Origin of the sequence: Micromonospora sp. RV43, from assembly GCF_001029515.1 — a bacterium.
GTDB classification, from domain to species: Bacteria; Actinomycetota; Actinomycetes; order Mycobacteriales; family Micromonosporaceae; genus Micromonospora; species Micromonospora aurantiaca.
This window is the reverse complement of the sequence record NZ_LEKG01000183.1, coordinates 1-15532: the sequence shown is the minus strand read 5'-3', so window position 1 is coordinate 15532 and position 15532 is coordinate 1. Positions and strand designations below refer to the sequence as shown.

16 protein-coding genes, 1 tRNA gene and 1 pseudogene are annotated in these 15532 nt (G+C 72.9%); 6 read left to right on the top strand and 12 right to left on the bottom strand.

Going from position 1 to position 15532, the window contains the following annotated elements:
• Positions 1–126 precede the first annotated feature (126 nt).
• The 3 genes and pseudogenes from ABD52_RS39425 to ABD52_RS31205 form a co-directional block, all read right to left on the bottom strand.
• Positions 127–696: a hypothetical protein gene (locus tag ABD52_RS39425; RefSeq protein WP_145823054.1), complete on the bottom strand. Its 570-nt coding sequence runs from the start codon at positions 694–696 to the stop codon at positions 127–129.
• Positions 693–872 (bottom strand): annotated as a pseudogene (locus tag ABD52_RS31210) (site-specific integrase); the annotation flags it as partial. The pseudogene ABD52_RS31210 and the gene ABD52_RS39425, both read right to left, overlap by 4 nt.
• 231 nt (positions 873–1103) lie before the next feature.
• Positions 1104–1187, bottom strand: a tRNA-Tyr gene (locus tag ABD52_RS31205).
• Positions 1188–1334: 147 nt separating this feature from the next.
• On the opposite strand from ABD52_RS31205, the gene ABD52_RS31200 reads away from it, so the two are divergent.
• From ABD52_RS31200 to ABD52_RS31185, 4 genes are all read left to right on the top strand, one after another.
• A complete protein-coding gene (locus tag ABD52_RS31200) occupies positions 1335–1829 on the top strand; it encodes a YajQ family cyclic di-GMP-binding protein (protein WP_013288657.1) in 495 nt (164 codons plus the stop codon).
• A 178-nt stretch (positions 1830–2007) separates the two neighbouring features.
• On the top strand, positions 2008–3423 hold the full coding sequence (locus tag ABD52_RS31195) for an MFS transporter (RefSeq protein ID WP_047894110.1): 1416 nt from the start codon (positions 2008–2010) through the stop codon (positions 3421–3423).
• 65 nt (positions 3424–3488) lie between these two features.
• The gene (locus tag ABD52_RS31190; RefSeq protein WP_047894109.1) at positions 3489–3995 is read left to right on the top strand and encodes a SigE family RNA polymerase sigma factor; all 507 of its coding nucleotides are present in this window, start codon (positions 3489–3491) and stop codon (positions 3993–3995) included.
• Positions 3976–4491: a hypothetical protein gene (locus ABD52_RS31185; RefSeq protein ID WP_047894108.1), complete on the top strand. Its 516-nt coding sequence runs from the start codon at positions 3976–3978 to the stop codon at positions 4489–4491. Before ABD52_RS31190 ends, ABD52_RS31185 begins: the two co-directional genes overlap by 20 nt.
• 4 nt (positions 4492–4495) lie before the next feature.
• Here the strand turns inward: ABD52_RS31185 and ABD52_RS31180 are convergent, their stop codons facing one another.
• From ABD52_RS31180 to ABD52_RS31145, 8 genes are all read right to left on the bottom strand, one after another.
• Positions 4496–5755 (bottom strand): MFS transporter, encoded by a 1260-nt coding sequence (locus ABD52_RS31180; protein ID WP_047894107.1) that lies wholly within the window; start codon positions 5753–5755, stop codon positions 4496–4498.
• Positions 5756–5892: 137 nt separating this feature from the next.
• Positions 5893–6771: a zinc metalloprotease HtpX gene (gene htpX, locus ABD52_RS31175; RefSeq protein ID WP_047894106.1), complete on the bottom strand. Its 879-nt coding sequence runs from the start codon at positions 6769–6771 to the stop codon at positions 5893–5895.
• Positions 6772–6920: 149 nt separating this feature from the next.
• Positions 6921–8387 (bottom strand): NADH-quinone oxidoreductase subunit N, encoded by a 1467-nt coding sequence (locus tag ABD52_RS31170; protein ID WP_047894105.1) that lies wholly within the window; start codon positions 8385–8387, stop codon positions 6921–6923.
• Positions 8384–9889: a NuoM family protein gene (locus tag ABD52_RS31165; protein ID WP_047894104.1), complete on the bottom strand. Its 1506-nt coding sequence runs from the start codon at positions 9887–9889 to the stop codon at positions 8384–8386. The genes ABD52_RS31170 and ABD52_RS31165 overlap by 4 nt, the downstream gene beginning before the upstream one ends.
• Positions 9886–11814 (bottom strand): NADH-quinone oxidoreductase subunit L, encoded by a 1929-nt coding sequence (locus ABD52_RS31160; RefSeq protein WP_047894103.1) that lies wholly within the window; start codon positions 11812–11814, stop codon positions 9886–9888. Before ABD52_RS31160 ends, ABD52_RS31165 begins: the two co-directional genes overlap by 4 nt.
• On the bottom strand, positions 11811–12191 hold the full coding sequence (gene nuoK / locus ABD52_RS31155) for an NADH-quinone oxidoreductase subunit NuoK (protein WP_013473727.1): 381 nt from the start codon (positions 12189–12191) through the stop codon (positions 11811–11813). The genes ABD52_RS31160 and nuoK overlap by 4 nt, the downstream gene beginning before the upstream one ends.
• Complete coding sequence (locus ABD52_RS31150; RefSeq protein ID WP_047894102.1) at positions 12188–12736, bottom strand: NADH-quinone oxidoreductase subunit J; 549 nt, start codon at positions 12734–12736, stop codon at positions 12188–12190. Before ABD52_RS31150 ends, nuoK begins: the two co-directional genes overlap by 4 nt.
• On the bottom strand, positions 12733–13323 hold the full coding sequence (locus ABD52_RS31145; protein WP_013473729.1) for an NADH-quinone oxidoreductase subunit I: 591 nt from the start codon (positions 13321–13323) through the stop codon (positions 12733–12735). Before ABD52_RS31145 ends, ABD52_RS31150 begins: the two co-directional genes overlap by 4 nt.
• Positions 13324–13426: 103 nt before the next feature.
• On the opposite strand from ABD52_RS31145, the gene ABD52_RS31140 reads away from it, so the two are divergent.
• A complete protein-coding gene (locus tag ABD52_RS31140) occupies positions 13427–14002 on the top strand; it encodes a Uma2 family endonuclease (protein WP_013288669.1) in 576 nt (191 codons plus the stop codon).
• On the opposite strand, the gene ABD52_RS31135 is transcribed toward ABD52_RS31140, so the two are convergent.
• Complete coding sequence (locus tag ABD52_RS31135; RefSeq protein WP_047894101.1) at positions 13983–14405, bottom strand: ester cyclase; 423 nt, start codon at positions 14403–14405, stop codon at positions 13983–13985. The genes ABD52_RS31140 and ABD52_RS31135 overlap by 20 nt on opposite strands.
• Before the next feature lie 141 nt (positions 14406–14546).
• Between ABD52_RS31135 and ABD52_RS31130 the strand changes: the two genes are divergently transcribed.
• On the top strand, positions 14547–15532 hold a 986-nt coding region (locus ABD52_RS31130; RefSeq protein WP_047894100.1), incomplete at its 3' end, for a glutathione S-transferase family protein.

Here is a 15532-nt window from a genome sequence, read left to right as displayed (position 1 = left end):
CAAACGTCGACTACGCGCGTGTCAGCAACAGACCGATCTCCTCGCCGGCTTCTTCGCCAGCACCGGCATGACCCTCGAACCCGAGCCACCGAGATAACTCGAACCTTGGCCTTTCAACCTCTGTAGCTATTGGGCCGGAGGCGGCGATATGTCCGTTGGGCAGTCCTTGGCGTGGTGGGAGTACTGGGCGCCGTTACGGTCAGACCAGTACACCTCGAAGCGGATGCAGGTGGTCACCGTGGCGCCCTTGGAAAACACGCTGTCAGATGACGTGCGGGTAAGAGCAACATCGACCCAGCCGACCACCGGCCCCGGCTCGGCCATGCCTGAGCTGCTCCAGGAGTCCAACACCTGCCCGTTTGACTTCGCGAGATGCTCGCGCAAGTAGCGCACGGATCCGTTGCCGAGTTCAGTGCGACTGATCGCGGCGACCTCGGCGTCGCGGGTATAAGCCTCGGCGTCCCGCAGCGCCATGTCCTTAGCCTCCTGTCGACCTTGCTCGGTTGAGTCAGCGCAGCCGACGAGGGTGAGCAGGGCGGCAGCCAGTGCCAAACCTCGGCGGCAGCGTCGGGCGGCCGGGCGATCGTGCGATCGGGCCCCGTGTTGGCTCATGACGGCGAGGGTATCGGCGCACAGCAATGTCGTGTTGATGGCGTAGCCCTGGAGCAATGAGATTCGCCGGGTGTGACGGGTCATCCGAGCGCATCGCTGATCTTGTCGTTCATGGTGTCGTCTCCGCCGTCGATGCAGTTGGCGTAGACGCGGAGCAGGACGGCGACGCCGTGACCCAAGCGCCGGGCGACCTCGGTCGGCGGGACGCCGGCATTCAGCCAGAGCGAGGCCGCCGCGTGCCGGAGGTCGTAGGGCCGGCGACACCTCACCGCGGACCCCTCAGCCGATCGCCACACGCACGGACTCTGCCACGTCGGCCCAGCCACCAACCCAGCGTTCGCAGCCCCCAGAAGAGCCCTCAGCGGCAAGATCGACCTGCCCACCATCTGCCCACAACGAGTCGTAGACGGCTGGACTCAGCCGGACTCCCCCAGACGTACGAGAACGGCCCCCGATCAGCATCTCTGCTGGTCAGGGGCCGCATCTGCACCTGGTGGCGGGTAGAGGATTCGAACCTCTGAAGCTTTCGCGACGGATTTACAGTCCGCTCCCATTGGCCGCTCGGGCAACCCGCCAGGGCACACCGCCGCGTCGCAACGCGGCAGCGGAAGCAAGGATAGCGGTTGCCCCCGGCACTGCCGCAACCGGGTACCGTCAGGAGGTCCCACGCTGGTCAGCGCGGGACGGACCAGGACAGACCGCCGGACAGCAGGAGCATGAGCATGGCAGCGAACCCGTCGTTCGACATCGTGAGCAAGGTCGACCGGCAGGAGGTCGACAACGCCGTCCGCCAGTCGGAGAAGGAGCTCTCGACGCGGTTCGACTTCCGCGGCACCGGCGCGGAGATCTCCTGGTCGGGCGAGGAGGCGATCAGCCTCCAGGCGGAGACCGAGGAGCGGGTCCGGGCCGCGCTGGACGTCTTCAAGGAGAAGCTGGTCAAGCGGAACATCTCGCTGAAGTCGCTCGACGCCGGCGAGCCCCGTCAGTCGGGCAAGATTTTCAAGATCGACGCCAAGGTGGTGCAGGGCATCGACTCGGACAAGGCCAAGGCGATCAGCAAGAAGATCCGCGACGAGGGCCCGAAGGGCGTGCAGGCGCAGATCCAGGGCGACCAGCTCCGCGTCACCGGCAAGAAGAAGGACGATCTCCAGACCGTCATCGCCCTGCTCAAGGGCGAGGACTTCGGTCTGGCGCTCCAGTTCACCAACTACCGGTAGGCACGACGATCGAGTCGCGTGGCAGGTGACCGGCATGGTCACCTGCCACGGTGCGGGATCAGGCATCCGCAGTGGCCGGAACGCGCGGCCTGCATCTCGGCCGCGAACAGCTGCGGTTCCTTCTGCCGTCAGGCGACTTCCTTGGGGTACGGGCCGGTCGTGAGGTCGGCTGGGAGCCATGACCCCCGCGATGCTCCTCCCCTATCGCCCGGTGCTCGGTCAACCGGTACTGCGTCGGCTGCTGCCCGGTCTCGCGACATCCGCTCTCGGTGACGGGCTCGCCCTGGTCGCGGTGACGTGGCTGGCTCTGCAACTCGCCCCCGCCGGGCAACGCGGCACGTGGACCGCATTCGCGGTGGCCGCGTACACGCTGCCGGGCGCCGCCGGCACGCTGTTGCTCGGGCGGTGGCTGGGTGCACGGAGCGGGGCTCAGCTCGCCGGCTGGGACGCGACGGTGCGGGCCGCCGCGTTGGGGGCGATCCCCGTCGCCCACCTCGCCGGGGTGCTGGACGTCGGTCTCTACGTTGCCCTGCTGGCGGTGTCCTCGCTGCTGCACCCGTGGGGGTCGGCCGGTCGGTTCACGCTCGTGGCCGAGCTGCTGCCGCAGCGGCACCACCTGGCCGCGAACGCGCTTCTCGGCGTGTTCGGCCAGGCCGCGACGATCGTCGGACCGCCGCTGGCCGGCCTGCTCATCGCCTGGGTCGGCGCGGTGTGGGTGATCGCCGTCGACGCCGCCAGCTTCGCCGTGCTGGCCGTCAGCTACCGCCTGGTCGTCCGCGATCGCGAAGCCGCGGCCGTCAGTGAGCGAGACACCGCCGCCGTCCGTGACCGAGAAGCCGCAGCCGTCCGTGACGGAGACACCGCGACCGTCCACGACCGGGACACCAACGGTCGGTACCGGAACGCCCCGGCCGGGGCGGGGCCGTCGCGTACGTCGGGGTTCCGGATCATCGGGCGGGACCGGTCGCTTCTCGGACTGCTGGCGCTGACCTTCGCGTTCTTCTTCCTCTTCGGGCCGTTCTACGTCGCCATGCCGGTGCACGTCACCGACGACCTGCACGCCTCCGCCGGAACGCTCGCGGCCTACTACACCGCGTTCGGCGTCGGCTCCCTGCTCGGCGGGCTGCTCACGGGTCACCTGCGCGGACGGCCGCTGCGGACCACGCTCGCCGGCATCGTGGTGCTGTTCGGCGCCGCGCTGATGCCGCTCGGCCTGGGCGCGCCGGTCGTCCTGTCGCTGCCCGCGTTCGCGCTCGCCGGCCTGGTCTGGGCGCCCTACCAGCCGACCGCGACGGCGTTGTTCCAGCGCCGTTCCGGCACCGTGGACCTCCCCCGCGTGCTGGCGGCCAACGGGGCGGTCACGGTGCTTGCGGTGCCGCTGGGCACCATGCTCGGCGGTCCGGCGACGGCACTGCTCGGGGCACGCCCCACGCTCCTGGCGTGCGCGGTGACGATCCTCGCGCTGGGTCTGGTCGCCGCGGTGTCCGCCGCGCGCCCCGGAGCGCAGAACACAGAGCGAACCGGGCCGGCGGGCCCGCACGACCGGCCCGACCGGGTGAAGGCGCCGGATCGGGTACGACCCGGAGCGTCCTGATCCGGGTGCAACCGCCGGAGCCGCATCGGGGTGTCGAGTGGTGAGAGCGGACACGGGAGGTGGGCATGGACGGCCCCGAGGACTTCGACGCCTTTTACACGGCGACCGCGCGGCGGGTCGTGCACCACGTCTACGCCCTCTGCGGCGACCTGGCCGAGGCCCAGGACGTGACGCAGGAGGCGTACGCGCGGGCCTGGCAGCGCTGGTCGACAGTCGGGGCGTACGAGGATCCGGAGGGCTGGGTCCGGACGGTGGCCTGGCGCCTGACGGCCAACCGGTGGCGCGGCCTGCGGCGCTGGTTCGCCGCGCGGGCCCGGCTGGGCCGGGAGACTCCGACGCCCGGGCCCAACCCGGACCGGGTGGCGTTGCTGGCGGCGTTAAGGCGACTGCCCGACGCGCAACGGCTGGTCGTCGTCCTGCACCATCTCCACGACCTGCCGGTGGCGGAGATCGCCCGGACCACCGGCATGCCGGAGGGGACTGTCAAGTCGTACCTGTCCCGGGGCCGTGCCGCGCTCGCCGTTCTACTGACCGACGACAAGGAGGAAGTCGATGTCGGCACGCATTGGTGAGGCTCTGCGGGAGTTGGAGCAGGACATGACCGGGCTGCGACTCAGCCCGGCGGCCGAGGTGCGCGCACGGGGGCGTGCCAGGAGCCGGCGCCGGGCCGCGGTTCTGGCGGGGGTGGCCGCTGTGACGGTCACCGGCGGTGCCGCGACCATGGCGACGCTGTCCGGACCGGCGACGCCGATGCCGGCCGGCGGCGGCGCGGCCACCCCGTCCGCCGCGGCGTCGGCCGTGTGTCAGGCCGACCCTCCGGTACGGCTGGACGTCGTCTTCCGGCCGGGCGCCGGCGCGCCGCAGATCGGGGAGGTCGACTACCGGATCGGGCAGGCGCGCGGGGACACCGGGCTGCGCTGCGGTGGCAGGACGGTCGCGGCCCGGCCGGACGGCGACGGCCGGGTCGTCCTGTCGGTGCTGCTCGCGCAGGGTGAGGACCCGGCGCCGATCCGGGCCGCCGTGGAGAAGCTGCCCGGGGTGGAGCGGGTGGTGACCGCCGGCGGGTGAGCGGTCAGGCGGCGAGCGTCTGCTCGGCGCGTACCGCTGTGGCCTCGGCCCGGGCGATCGGGCCGCCGGGCAGCGCGGCGACCGCGGCTCCGACGGCGACCGCCACCCCGGCGAAGACGAACGCCCAGGAGACGCCGCCGGCGTGGTCGATGATCAGGCCCGCGATCGAGCCGCCGGCGGCGCTCGCCGCCACCGACATGGTCACCACCCAGGTGTACGCCTCGTTCAGCATGCCGGCCGGGGTGATCCGTCCGACGAGCGTGTTCTCCAGGGTGAGCGCGGGGGCGATGGCCGCGCCGCCGAGCACCAGCGCGACGCCGAGCGCGGCCGGGCCGGGCATCGCCGCGAAGACGGCGAAGCTGGCCGCGACGGTGCCGAGCAGCCAGGCGAACTGGCGGGTCATGTTGGCGGCGGGCTTGCGTACGCCGAACCAGAAACCGCCGATGGCGCTGCCGATGCCCCAGACGGCGAGCAGCACGCCGGCAAGGCTCTCCGGGTCGTCGGCGCCGGAGTTCCCGGCGAAGGCCGGGACGATGACGCCGGAGGCGCCGAACGCGATGCCGAGGCTCGCCACGCAGAGCAGCAGCGCGGGGAAGCCGCCGAGCCGCAGCGGGCCGAGGCCCCTTGCGTGGTGCTCGCGGGGGTGCGGGCGCCAGCCGCGCATGACCCGGCCGAGCGCGACGGTGCCGGTGCCGATCAGGGTTACCACCGCGGCGCCGACGAGCGCGGCGGAGGCGTCGGCGAGCAGCACGAAGCCGGCTACCAGCAGCGGCCCGATCACGAACACGACCTCGAAGAGGGTGGTCTCGGCGGCGAGCGCGGTGTTGCGCAGGTGCGCCCGGCCGGTGGCGGGGGCGGTGAGGTCGTTCCAGGCGCCCCGGATCGCGGCGGTGAGCGGCGGGTACGTGGCTCCGGCGACGCCCGAGGCCAGGTAGATCAGCCCGAGGTTGCCGCTGTCGGAGCGGGTGGCGACGAGCAGCCCGATCAGGGCGAGCGGGTGGGTGACCGCGGTGAGCAGCAGGACGGGGGTGGGTCCGACCCGGTCGGCGATCCGGCCGGCGACCGGGCTGAGCGCGGCGCCGGAGAGCGCGTAGATGCCGCCGGCGACGGCGGCCAGGGAGTACCGGCCGGTGACCTGCTCGACGACGAGCAGCAGCGCCAGCGGGGTCATGCCGATCCCGAGCCGGCCGATGATGCCGAGGATCAGCAGCATCGGCGCGCCGGGGATCCGCCAGACGCCCTGGTACTGGCGCAGTGCGGCCACAGTCGACCTCCAGGAGGGTAATGAGCGGGAGACGTTTCGACCCTAACGGCGTGACCTGACCGGGGGAAACGCATTGTGCCCGGACACACCACCGCGCCCGCGTCGTGGGACGCGGGCGCGGTGGGGAGTACGGCGGGTCAGCGCTGGAACTGCACCGGCCCGGAGTTGCGGGCCATCTGCTCCAGGCGGGCCACCCGCTGCTCCATCGGCGGGTGGGTGGCGAACATCGCGGCGATGCCGCCGCCCCGCTTGAACGGGTTGTCGATCATCAGGTGGGCGGTGCTGGCGAGCTGGCCCTGGGGCGCCAGCGGGCGCGCCTGCGTACCCATGTGGATCTTTCGGAGGGCGCTGGCCAGGGCCAGCGGGTCGCGGCACAGCTCGGCGCCGGACTGGTCGGCCTGGAACTCCCGGCTCCGGCTGATCGCGAGCTGGATCACCGTGGCGGCGATCGGGCCGAGGATCAGCGTGAGCAGCAGCACGGCCGGGTTCGGGGCGTCCTCGTCGTCCGAGGAGCCCAGTGGGATGAACCAGGCCAGGTTGGCCAGCATGGTGATGATGCCGGCCAGGCCGGCAGCCACGCTGGAGATCAGGATGTCCCGGTTGTAGACGTGGGACAGCTCGTGGCCGATCACGCCACGCAGCTCCCGGTAGTCCAGGATCTCCACGATGCCCTGGGTGACGCAGACCGCCGCGTTCTCCGGGTTACGACCGGTGGCGAACGCGTTGGGCTGCGAGGTCGGGCTCACGTAGAGCCGCGGCATCGGCTTGCCGGCCTGCGTGGAGAGCTCCCGCACCATCTGGTACAGCTCGGGGAACTGTGCCTCGCTGACCGGTTGCGCCTTCATCGAGCGCAGTGCGAGCTTGTCGGAGTAGAAGTAGGTGACGCCGTTCATCAGCAACGAGACGACGACGGCGATGACGAGACCGCCGCTACCGCCGAACCAGTAGCCGATCGCGAGGATCAGCGAGGTCAACAGGCCGAGCAGCGCTGCGGTCTTGAGACGGTTGTGATGCACGATCTCTCCTTCGGTGCACGGGCCCTTGCGGGAGGCCCGCTGACCGGTTCAACACACCGGTACCCGTCAACCATCCGGCTCATGGCTGAAAGTTGCCTGGATGTTGCTGTGCGCAGGCTGAAGCGGTCGCCCATCCGGGCAGGAACCGGTCAGCGCGCCGCCACGTCCAGCACGAGCTGCGGTGCGAAACCGATCACCACCGCGGCGACTGTGGCCGCGCCGAGCGCCAGCACCACGGTCCGGGCGGGCCGGACCGTCGCCACGCCGGCCGGCGTCGCGTAGAGGGAGGCGGTGACCCGCAGGTAGTACGCCAGGCCGATCACCGCGTTCAACGCCACCACGAGCGCCAGCCAGCCCGCGTGCCCGGCCAGCAGCGCGCGTACCACCGTCACCTTGGCGAACAGCCCGGCCAGGCCCGGCGGCAGCCCGGCCAGCCCGATCAGCGCCAGCGCGAACGCGCCGCCCACCCAGGGGTGCCGCCGCGCCGCACCGCGCAGGTCGGCGAGCGTGCCGCCGTCACCGTCCGCCGGGCGCAACGCCACCACAGCGGCGAACGCGGCCAGCTCCAGCAGCACGAAGAAGATCGCGTACGCGACGGCTGCGGCGTACGCGGCCGCCCGCGCGTCGCCGGTGCGGCCCGCGGCCAGCGCCAGCGCGCCCAGCGGGGCGAGGATGTACCCCGCCTGGGCCACCGACGACCAGGCGAGCAACCGCACGGTACGCCGCTGACGCAGCGCCACCAGGTTGCCGACGGTCATGGTCAGCACCGCCAGCGCCGCCAGCACCGGGCCGGTCAGGTCGCCGGGCAGCGCCCGCTGCACCACAGCCAGCAGCGCCACCACGCCACCGAGCTTCGAGGCGGTCGACAGGTACGCGGCCACCGGCAGCGGCGCGCCGTCGTACGTGGCAGGGGCCCAGGCGTGGAACGGCACGGCGGCGACCTTGAACGCCAGCCCGGCCACCACGAGTGCCACAGCGACTGTGGTCAGCGGCAGATCGGTCAGGTCGTCGCGGGCGGTCAGTGTGGCGCCGAGCCGGTCCAGGTGCAGCGTGCCGGTGACCGCGTAGAGCAGCGCCGCGCCGAGCAGCGTCACTGTGGTGGCGACCACGCTGACCACGAAGAACGTCACAGCCGCCTCGGCACCGGCGAGGCTGCCCCGGCGCAGGCCGACCAGCACGTACAGCGGGAGCGTCAGCGTCTCCAGCGCCACGATCAGCGTGATCAGGTCACCGGCGGCGCCGAGCACCACGCCGCCTGTCATCGCGCAGGCGAGCAGGAAGCAGTACTCGCCGACCGGGGTACGCCCGGCGCGCAGCAGCGGACCGGACAGCGCCAGCACGCCGAGCGTGAGCAGGGCGATCACGGCCCCGACCAGCGCGGCCCGGCCACCCCACACCCAGGAGCAGTCCGCGCCCACGCAGAACGTGCGCCGCTCACCGGCCGCCCCGACCAGTGCCGCGCCGGCCGCGGTGCCGGCCGCGCCGAGCGCCGCCACCGCCACCGTGACGGCGGACCGGGCCACCAGCAGGTCGAACAGGAGCACCAGCACGGCCGTGCCGGCGGCCAGGTACGCGGGCAGCATCGCCACGTTGTCGACACTCTGCACCAGGCTCATGGGACGACCCCCAGCAGCGCCTCCACCGGACCGGAGGCGTACGACAGCACGAGCGCCGGGGCCAGGCCGACCGCGAGCGCGAGCAGCACCAGCGGCGCCCAGGCGGTCAGTTCCGCCCTCGCCAGCCCGGGTGCGAGCCCCGCCACCGCCGGGCTGGGCCGCCCGTGCGTGACCCGGCGCAGCAGCCGCAGGAAGTACGCGGCGGTGAGCGCCCCGCCCAGCGCCGCGAGCACGGCGAGGGTCAGCCAGAGCGGGCCGCCCCGCTGCACGGCGGCCACCACGGCGAACGCCTCACCCCAGAACCCGGCCAGGCCGGGCAGCCCCAGCGAGGCGACAGCCGCGAAGCCGAGCAGCCCGGCCAGCCGGGGCGCGGTCTCCCGCAGCCCGGACAGCTCGGCCAGCGAGCCGGTGTGCGCGCGGTCCTTGACCGCCCCGGCCAGGAAGAACAGCAGGCCGGTGATGACACCGTGGGCGATGTTGCCGATCAGCGCGGCCTGGATCCCGGTGGCGGTGAGCGTGGCGACCCCGAGCAGCACGAAGCCCATGTGTCCGACGCTGGAGTACGCGATCAGCCGCTTCAGGTCGTCCTGCGCGAGGCAGACCAGCCCACCGACCAGGATCGCGGCGACGGCGAGCACGCCGAGCACCGGCGCGGCCCAGCGGGCGCCCTCCGGGGCCACGCCGACGGCGACCCGGATCAGCCCGTACGTGCCCATCTTGAGCAGCACCCCGGCGAGGATCACGCTGCCCACGGTGGGCGCCTGGGTGTGCGCGTCGGGCAGCCACGAGTGCAGCGGCCAGAGCGGGCTCTTCACCGCGAACGCCAGCGCCAGCAGCGTGAACGCGGCGAGCTGCGTGCCCCGGGACAGCCCGGCACCGCCGGTGAGCGCGACCAGGTCGGCGGTGCCCGCGGCGGCCACCACCACGTAGACGCCGACCAGCAGCAGCACCGAGCCGAACAGCGTGTAGAGCGCGAACTTGCGGGCCGCCCGACGGCGGTCCGCGCCGCCCCAGCCGGCGATCACCGCGTACATCGGCAGCAGGACGACCTCGAAGAACAGGAAGAACAACACCAGGTCGAGCGCGAGGAACGTGCCGAGGATGCCGACCTCGACCACCAGCAGCAGCGCCACCAGCGCCCGCCCGCTGCCGCCGCCGGGCGGCACCCGCCACAGCGTGTACGCGCAGCACAGCAGCGTGAGCAGCGCGGTCAGCACCACCAGCGGCCAGGAGATGCCGTCCACGCCCAGGTGGAAGCGCAGGTCGAGCCCGGGCACCCAGGTCAGGTCGACCTGGTGCCACGGCTGCACCGCCGGGCGCGGCCCGTACCCGAACCAGCCGTGGTCGCCGCCGACCAGCGGGAGCGTCGCCAGCAGCGTCAGCGCGGCCGCAGCGGTGCCGACCACCCGGCCGGCCCGGTCGCCGGGCACGACGGCTGTGGCCAGCGCGCCGAGCGCCGGGACCGCCACCACGGCGACCAGCAGGACCTGCCCGAACGTCATGAGGTCACTCCGATCAGCGCGACCGCGAGGCCGATCAGCAGCGCACCGGCCAGCACCCCGGCTGCCGCGCGCGGCAGCGCCGCCCGGTGCAGCGCGGCCAGGCCGCCGCCCACCTCGACCGCCGCCCGGCCGCTGCCCTCGACCAGCCCGTCCACGCCCAGTTCGTCACCGGTACGCACGACCCGCGCGAGCGCGCCCGCCGGGCGTACGACGAGGGCGTGCTGGACGTCGTCGAGCCGGAACGCGCGGGCGAAGACCGGCCGCAGCGGGCCCAGGAAGCGGGCCGGGTCGGCGGCCGGGTCGCGGCGCCAGCCCGCCCAGGCGACGCCCGCGCCGGCGAGCAGCAGCAGGAACGGCAGGATCAGGTTCGGCGCCAGGTGCACCAGCTCGACCGCCTCGCCGGTGTCGTCGCCGGGCACGCGCAGCCGGTCGGCGAACCAGGGCGCGAACGCGGCCAGGCCGAGCAGCGCGGCCGGGGCCGTGAGCAGCAGCACCGGCCAGCGCAGCAGCGCGGGCGGGTCGTGCGGGCGCAGCAGCGGCGTGCGTGTCCGGCCGAGGAACGTGCGCAGCAGCAGGCGGGTCGCGTACCAGGCGGTCACCGCCACGCCGACCAGCCCGGCCAGCCAGACCAGCCAGCCCACCCAGGCGGCGGTCGGCCCGGCGCCGTCGAGCGCGGCCGCCTCGGCGGCGGCGAGCACGCCGTCCTTGCTCCAGAAACCCGAGAGCGGGGGTACGCCGGCGAGCGCGCCGAGGCCGACCACCATGCACCAGAACGTGACGGGCATGGCGGTACGCAGGCCGCCCATCCGGGACATCAGCGTGGTGCCGACGGCGTGGATCACCGCACCGGCGGCGAGGAACAGCAGCGCCTTGAACGCGGCGTGGGTGAGCAGGTGGAACAGCGCGGCAGCAGGTGCGCCGACCGCCAGCGCGCCGGTCATGTAGCCGATCTGCGACACGGTCGACCAGGCGAGCACGCGCTTGATGTCGTCCTGCGCGGTGGCGGCGAACGCGCCGAGCAGCATGGTGATCGCGGCCATCACGCCCAGCACGGCGAGCGCGGCCGGTGCGCGCTCGAACAGCGGGAACAGCCGGGCCACCGCGTACACCCCGGCGGCGACCATGGTGGCGGCGTGGATCAGCGCGGACACCGGCGTGGGACCGGCCATCGCGTCCGGCAGCCAGGTGTGCAGCGGGAACTGGGCGCTCTTGCCCGCCACCCCGGCGAGCAGCAGCAGACAGGCGGCGGTGAGCGTGCCGGTGCCGTAGTCGTGCGCCAGCACGTCGGCGATCCGGAAGCTGCCCGCGCCCACGCCGAGCAGCGCGATGCCGAGCAGGAAGCCGACGTCACCCACGCGGGTGACCAGGAACGCCTTGACCGCCGCGCCGGGTGCCTCGGGCAGCCGCCGGTCGTGGGCGATGAGCAGGTACGAGCAGACGCCCATCACCTCCCAGCCGACCAGCAGCATGATCAGGTCGCCGGACACCACCACAGTGAGCATGGCGGCGGTGAAGAGGCTCAACTGCGCCGCGTACGGCGGGTAGCGGTGGTCGACGTCCACGTCGTCGTGCGGACCCCGGCGCAGGTAGCCGATCGAGTAGACCTGCACTGCCAGCGCGACGGCGGCGACGGCGGTGGCGACGAGTACCGCCACGCCGTCGAGCCGCAGGCCCAGCGTGACCCGCAGCCCGCCCAGGTCGACCCAGGTGGTGGACGCCTCGACCGGGGCGTCCACGCGGACCAGCAGCGCCAGCGCGGCCAGCAGCGACACGGCCGCCCCGGCCACACCCAGCGCGACAGCCGACCGCCGGGCCGACGCCCGGTCCTGGTGCGGGGCGGGCGGCAGCAGCAGCAGGCCGAGCAGGCCAGCGACCAGCGGCGCGGCCGGCAGCACCGCGGCGAGCCACAGCGTCGGCGTGCTCACCGGACCGCTCCTTCCGTACCCGGCGATTCCGGCGTCGGCAGCCCGCCCGGGGCCACCGCGACCGCCGGCGCCGGCTCGTCGAGCGGCACGTCGTCGACCGTGACGCTGGCGCGCAGCCGGTAGAGCTGGAGCACGATGGCGAGCCCGACACCGATCTCGGCGGCGGCGAGCACGATCACGAACAGCGCGAACACCTGCCCGGAGTGCGGCAGCACGGCCTTGACGGTGGTGTCGGCGGTGACCAGCACCAGGTTCACCGCGTTCAGCATCAACTCCACCGCCATCAGCACCAGGACGGCGTTGCGGCGGCGCAGCACGCCGTACACGCCGAGGCCGAACAGCAGCGCGGCGGTGACGTACGGGATGACCGGCCTCACGGGCGCCCACCCTCGTCGGCTGGTTGCGCCGCGCTGGTGTCGGTGGAACGGCGGCCGATGTCGGGACGGGACAGCACGATCGCGCCGACCAGCGCGGCCAGCAGCAGCACCGACAGCACCTCGAACGGCAGCACCCAGGAACGGAACAGTTGCTCGCCGAGGCGCTCGGCGGTGCCGGCGGCGGGCAGGTCCACCCGGGACCAGCGGAACGCGTCGATCAGCAGCACCGCCAGGCCGAGGCCGCTGCCCGCGCCGACGAGCGCTGCGGCCCAGCCCGGCCGGTCCAGGTCGTCCGACGGGCCGATCGGCGCGCGGGTCAGCATCACCGCGAACAGCAGCAGCACCACCACCGCGCCCACGTAGATGAGCACCTGCACCCAGGCCACCAGCTCGGCGGTCAGCACCAGGTAGTCACCGGCCAGCGCGCCCAGGCACACCACCAGCCACAGCCCGGCCCGGACCAGGTGGCGGGTGGCGACCACCAGCGCACCCGCGCCCACCGCCACCGCGCCCAGCGCGAGCAGCAGGACGTCCGCACCGGTCATGAGGCGGTGCCTCCGCCCGGATCGGTGGCGGCGTCGGGGCGTACCCGGGAAGGAGCCGGACGGGCCGACGGACCCGCCGCCTTCCGGGCGGCGGTGGTCTCCTCCTTGGAGGGGTCGCCGAGCGGATCGTGGGCCGGCGGCGGCGGCACGGTGGCCATCCACTCGCCCAGGTGGTCCTTGTCGTGCAGCAGGTTCTTGATGTCGTACTCGGCGTACTCGAACTCGGGCGACCAGTAGAGCGCGTCGAACGGGCAGACCTCGACGCAGATGCCGCAGTACATGCAGAGCGAGAAGTCGATGTCGAACTTGTCGAGCACGTTGCGCTGGCGGGGGCGGGCGGCGCCGGGCACCGCCACCTCCTCCTTGTGCGAGTCGATGTAGATGCACCAGTCCGGGCACTCGCGGGCGCAGAGCATGCAGACCGTGCAGTTCTCCTCCAGCAGCGCGATCACGCCACGGGAGCGGGGCGGCAGCTCAGGCTCGACGTCCGGGTACTGCTGGGTGGTCGAGCGGCGGGTCATCGTCTTCAACGTGACCGCCAGGCCCTTCACCAGGCCCCCGCCGGGCACTCCACCGTGCTCGCTCATGCCGCCCATCCTGCCCTGTGGCCCGGGCGCGCGCGACCACCACCCGGCCTTTGCGGCGGTATCGTGAGCGCGGGGAGAACGACGCACCGGGAAGGACCTGTCGATGACCGCCGCGCTGGAGAGCGACCACCCGCCGGAGGGCGGGTGGACGACAGACGATCTGGACGCGCTGCCGGAGGACGGTCGCCGCCGCGAACTGCTCGATGGAGTGCTGCTCATGTCCCCCTCCCCCACCCGGATCCACCAGAGCATCGCGGCCCTGCTCATGGTCGCGCTCGACGAGGACTGCCCCGACGGGTACGACGTAACCCAGGGTGTGGAGGTGCGCATCAACCGCACCCGCTCCTTCATCCCGGACGTGCTGGTCACCACCGCGACCGCCGCCGCGCGCGAGCCGTCCCGGTACGAGCCGCACGAGGTGGTGCTCGCCGTGGAGATCGTCTCGCCCAGCACCCGGTCCATCGACCGCGTCCTCAAGCCGGCGCTCTACGCCCAGGCCGGGATTCCGTTCCACTGGCGGATCGAGATCGAGGACGAGGGCATCGTCGTCTACACCTACAAGATCGATCCGGTGCACGAGGTCTACACGGAGACCGGGCGGTGGACGAAGTTCGTCGACACCGGCGAGCCATTCCCGGTGAACCTGCCGATCAGCCGGATCACGCCTCGCCGGGTGTGAGCGGCGGCAGCATCTCCACGCCGAGCTGCTGGAGCACCTGGAACAGCTCGTTGACGCTCCACACGTCCACGATCCGCCCGTCGTCGTCGAAGCGCAGGAACGTCGCGCCCGAATAACTGACCACGCGGCCGGTCGGCGGCACCGGGCCGAACTGGCCGGCCTGGGTGCCGGCGGCCCGCCAGCGCACCGCCACCCGCGTACCTGTCGCCACCACGTCGACGATCTTGTAGCGCAGGTCGGGGAACGACGCCCGCCGGTCCCGGTGCCACGCCAGCATCGCCGCCGGGCCGGTGCCGCCCAGGCCCGGGCAGTCCACCGCCACCAGCTCGTACGCGCTCTCCTCGCGCCCCGCATTCCACACGTCGGCGACGAAACGCCGGGCTGCCGCCTCCACATCGGTCACGGCGGCAGCCTATGCCCCTCCCCGGCGCGCTCGCCCCGCCGGTCTCCGGCGCGCTCGCCCCGCCTCTCTCCGGCGCAGTCGCCCTGCCGGGAGCGGCCGGAGCGACCATGATGGGAGCGAAAAGCGAACTCGGAGGTGGGTGTGGGCAGCGACGACGAGGTCCTGGACCGGACCGGCGGCAAGTACGTGGAGCCGGGTGGCGAGTTCACCCGCGACCAGCGCTACATCGCCACCCGGATCACGGTGGACGGGAGCAACGGCTGGCCGGTGGAGCCGGGCCGCTACCGGCTGGCGGTGAGCCGGGCCTGCCCGTGGGCCAACCGGCTGATCATCATCCGGCGCCTGCTCGGGCTGGAGGACGCCATCTCGATGGCCGTGGCCGGGCCCACCCACGACAAGCGGAGCTGGACGTTCGACCTCGACCCGGACGGCAAGGACCCGGTGCTCGGCATCGAGCGGCTGGCCGACGCGTACTTCGCCCGCTTCCCCGGCTACGAGCGCGGCATCACAGTGCCGGCGCTCGTCGACGTGCCCACCGGGCAGGTGGTGACGAACGACTACGCGCAGATGAGCCTGGACCTCACGACCGAGTGGACGGCGCACCACCGGCCGGGCGCGCCGGACCTCTACCCGGAACCGCTGCGCGGCGAGATCGACGAGGTGAACGGAGTCGTCTTCGCTGATGTCAACAACGGCGTCTACCGGTGCGGCTTCGCCGGCAGCCAGGAGGCGTACGACAAGGCGTACCACAGGCTGTTCGACCGGCTGGACTGGCTGAGCGAGCGGCTCGCAGGGCAGCGGTACCTGGTCGGCGACACGATCACCGAGGCGGACGTACGGCTGTTCACCACGCTCGTGCGCTTCGACCCGGTCTACCACGGGCACTTCAAGTGCAACAGGCAGAAGCTCAGCGAGATGCCGGTGCTGTGGGCGTACGCGCGGGACCTGTTCACCACGCCCGGGTTCGGCGACACGATCGACTTCGACCACATCAAGCGGCACTACTACGAGGTCCACCGGGACATCAACCCGACGGGGATCGTGCCGCTCGGCCCCGACCTGAGCAACTGGCTGATCCCGCACGGGCGGGAGGAGCTGGGCGGCCGCCCCTTCGGCGACGGCACCCC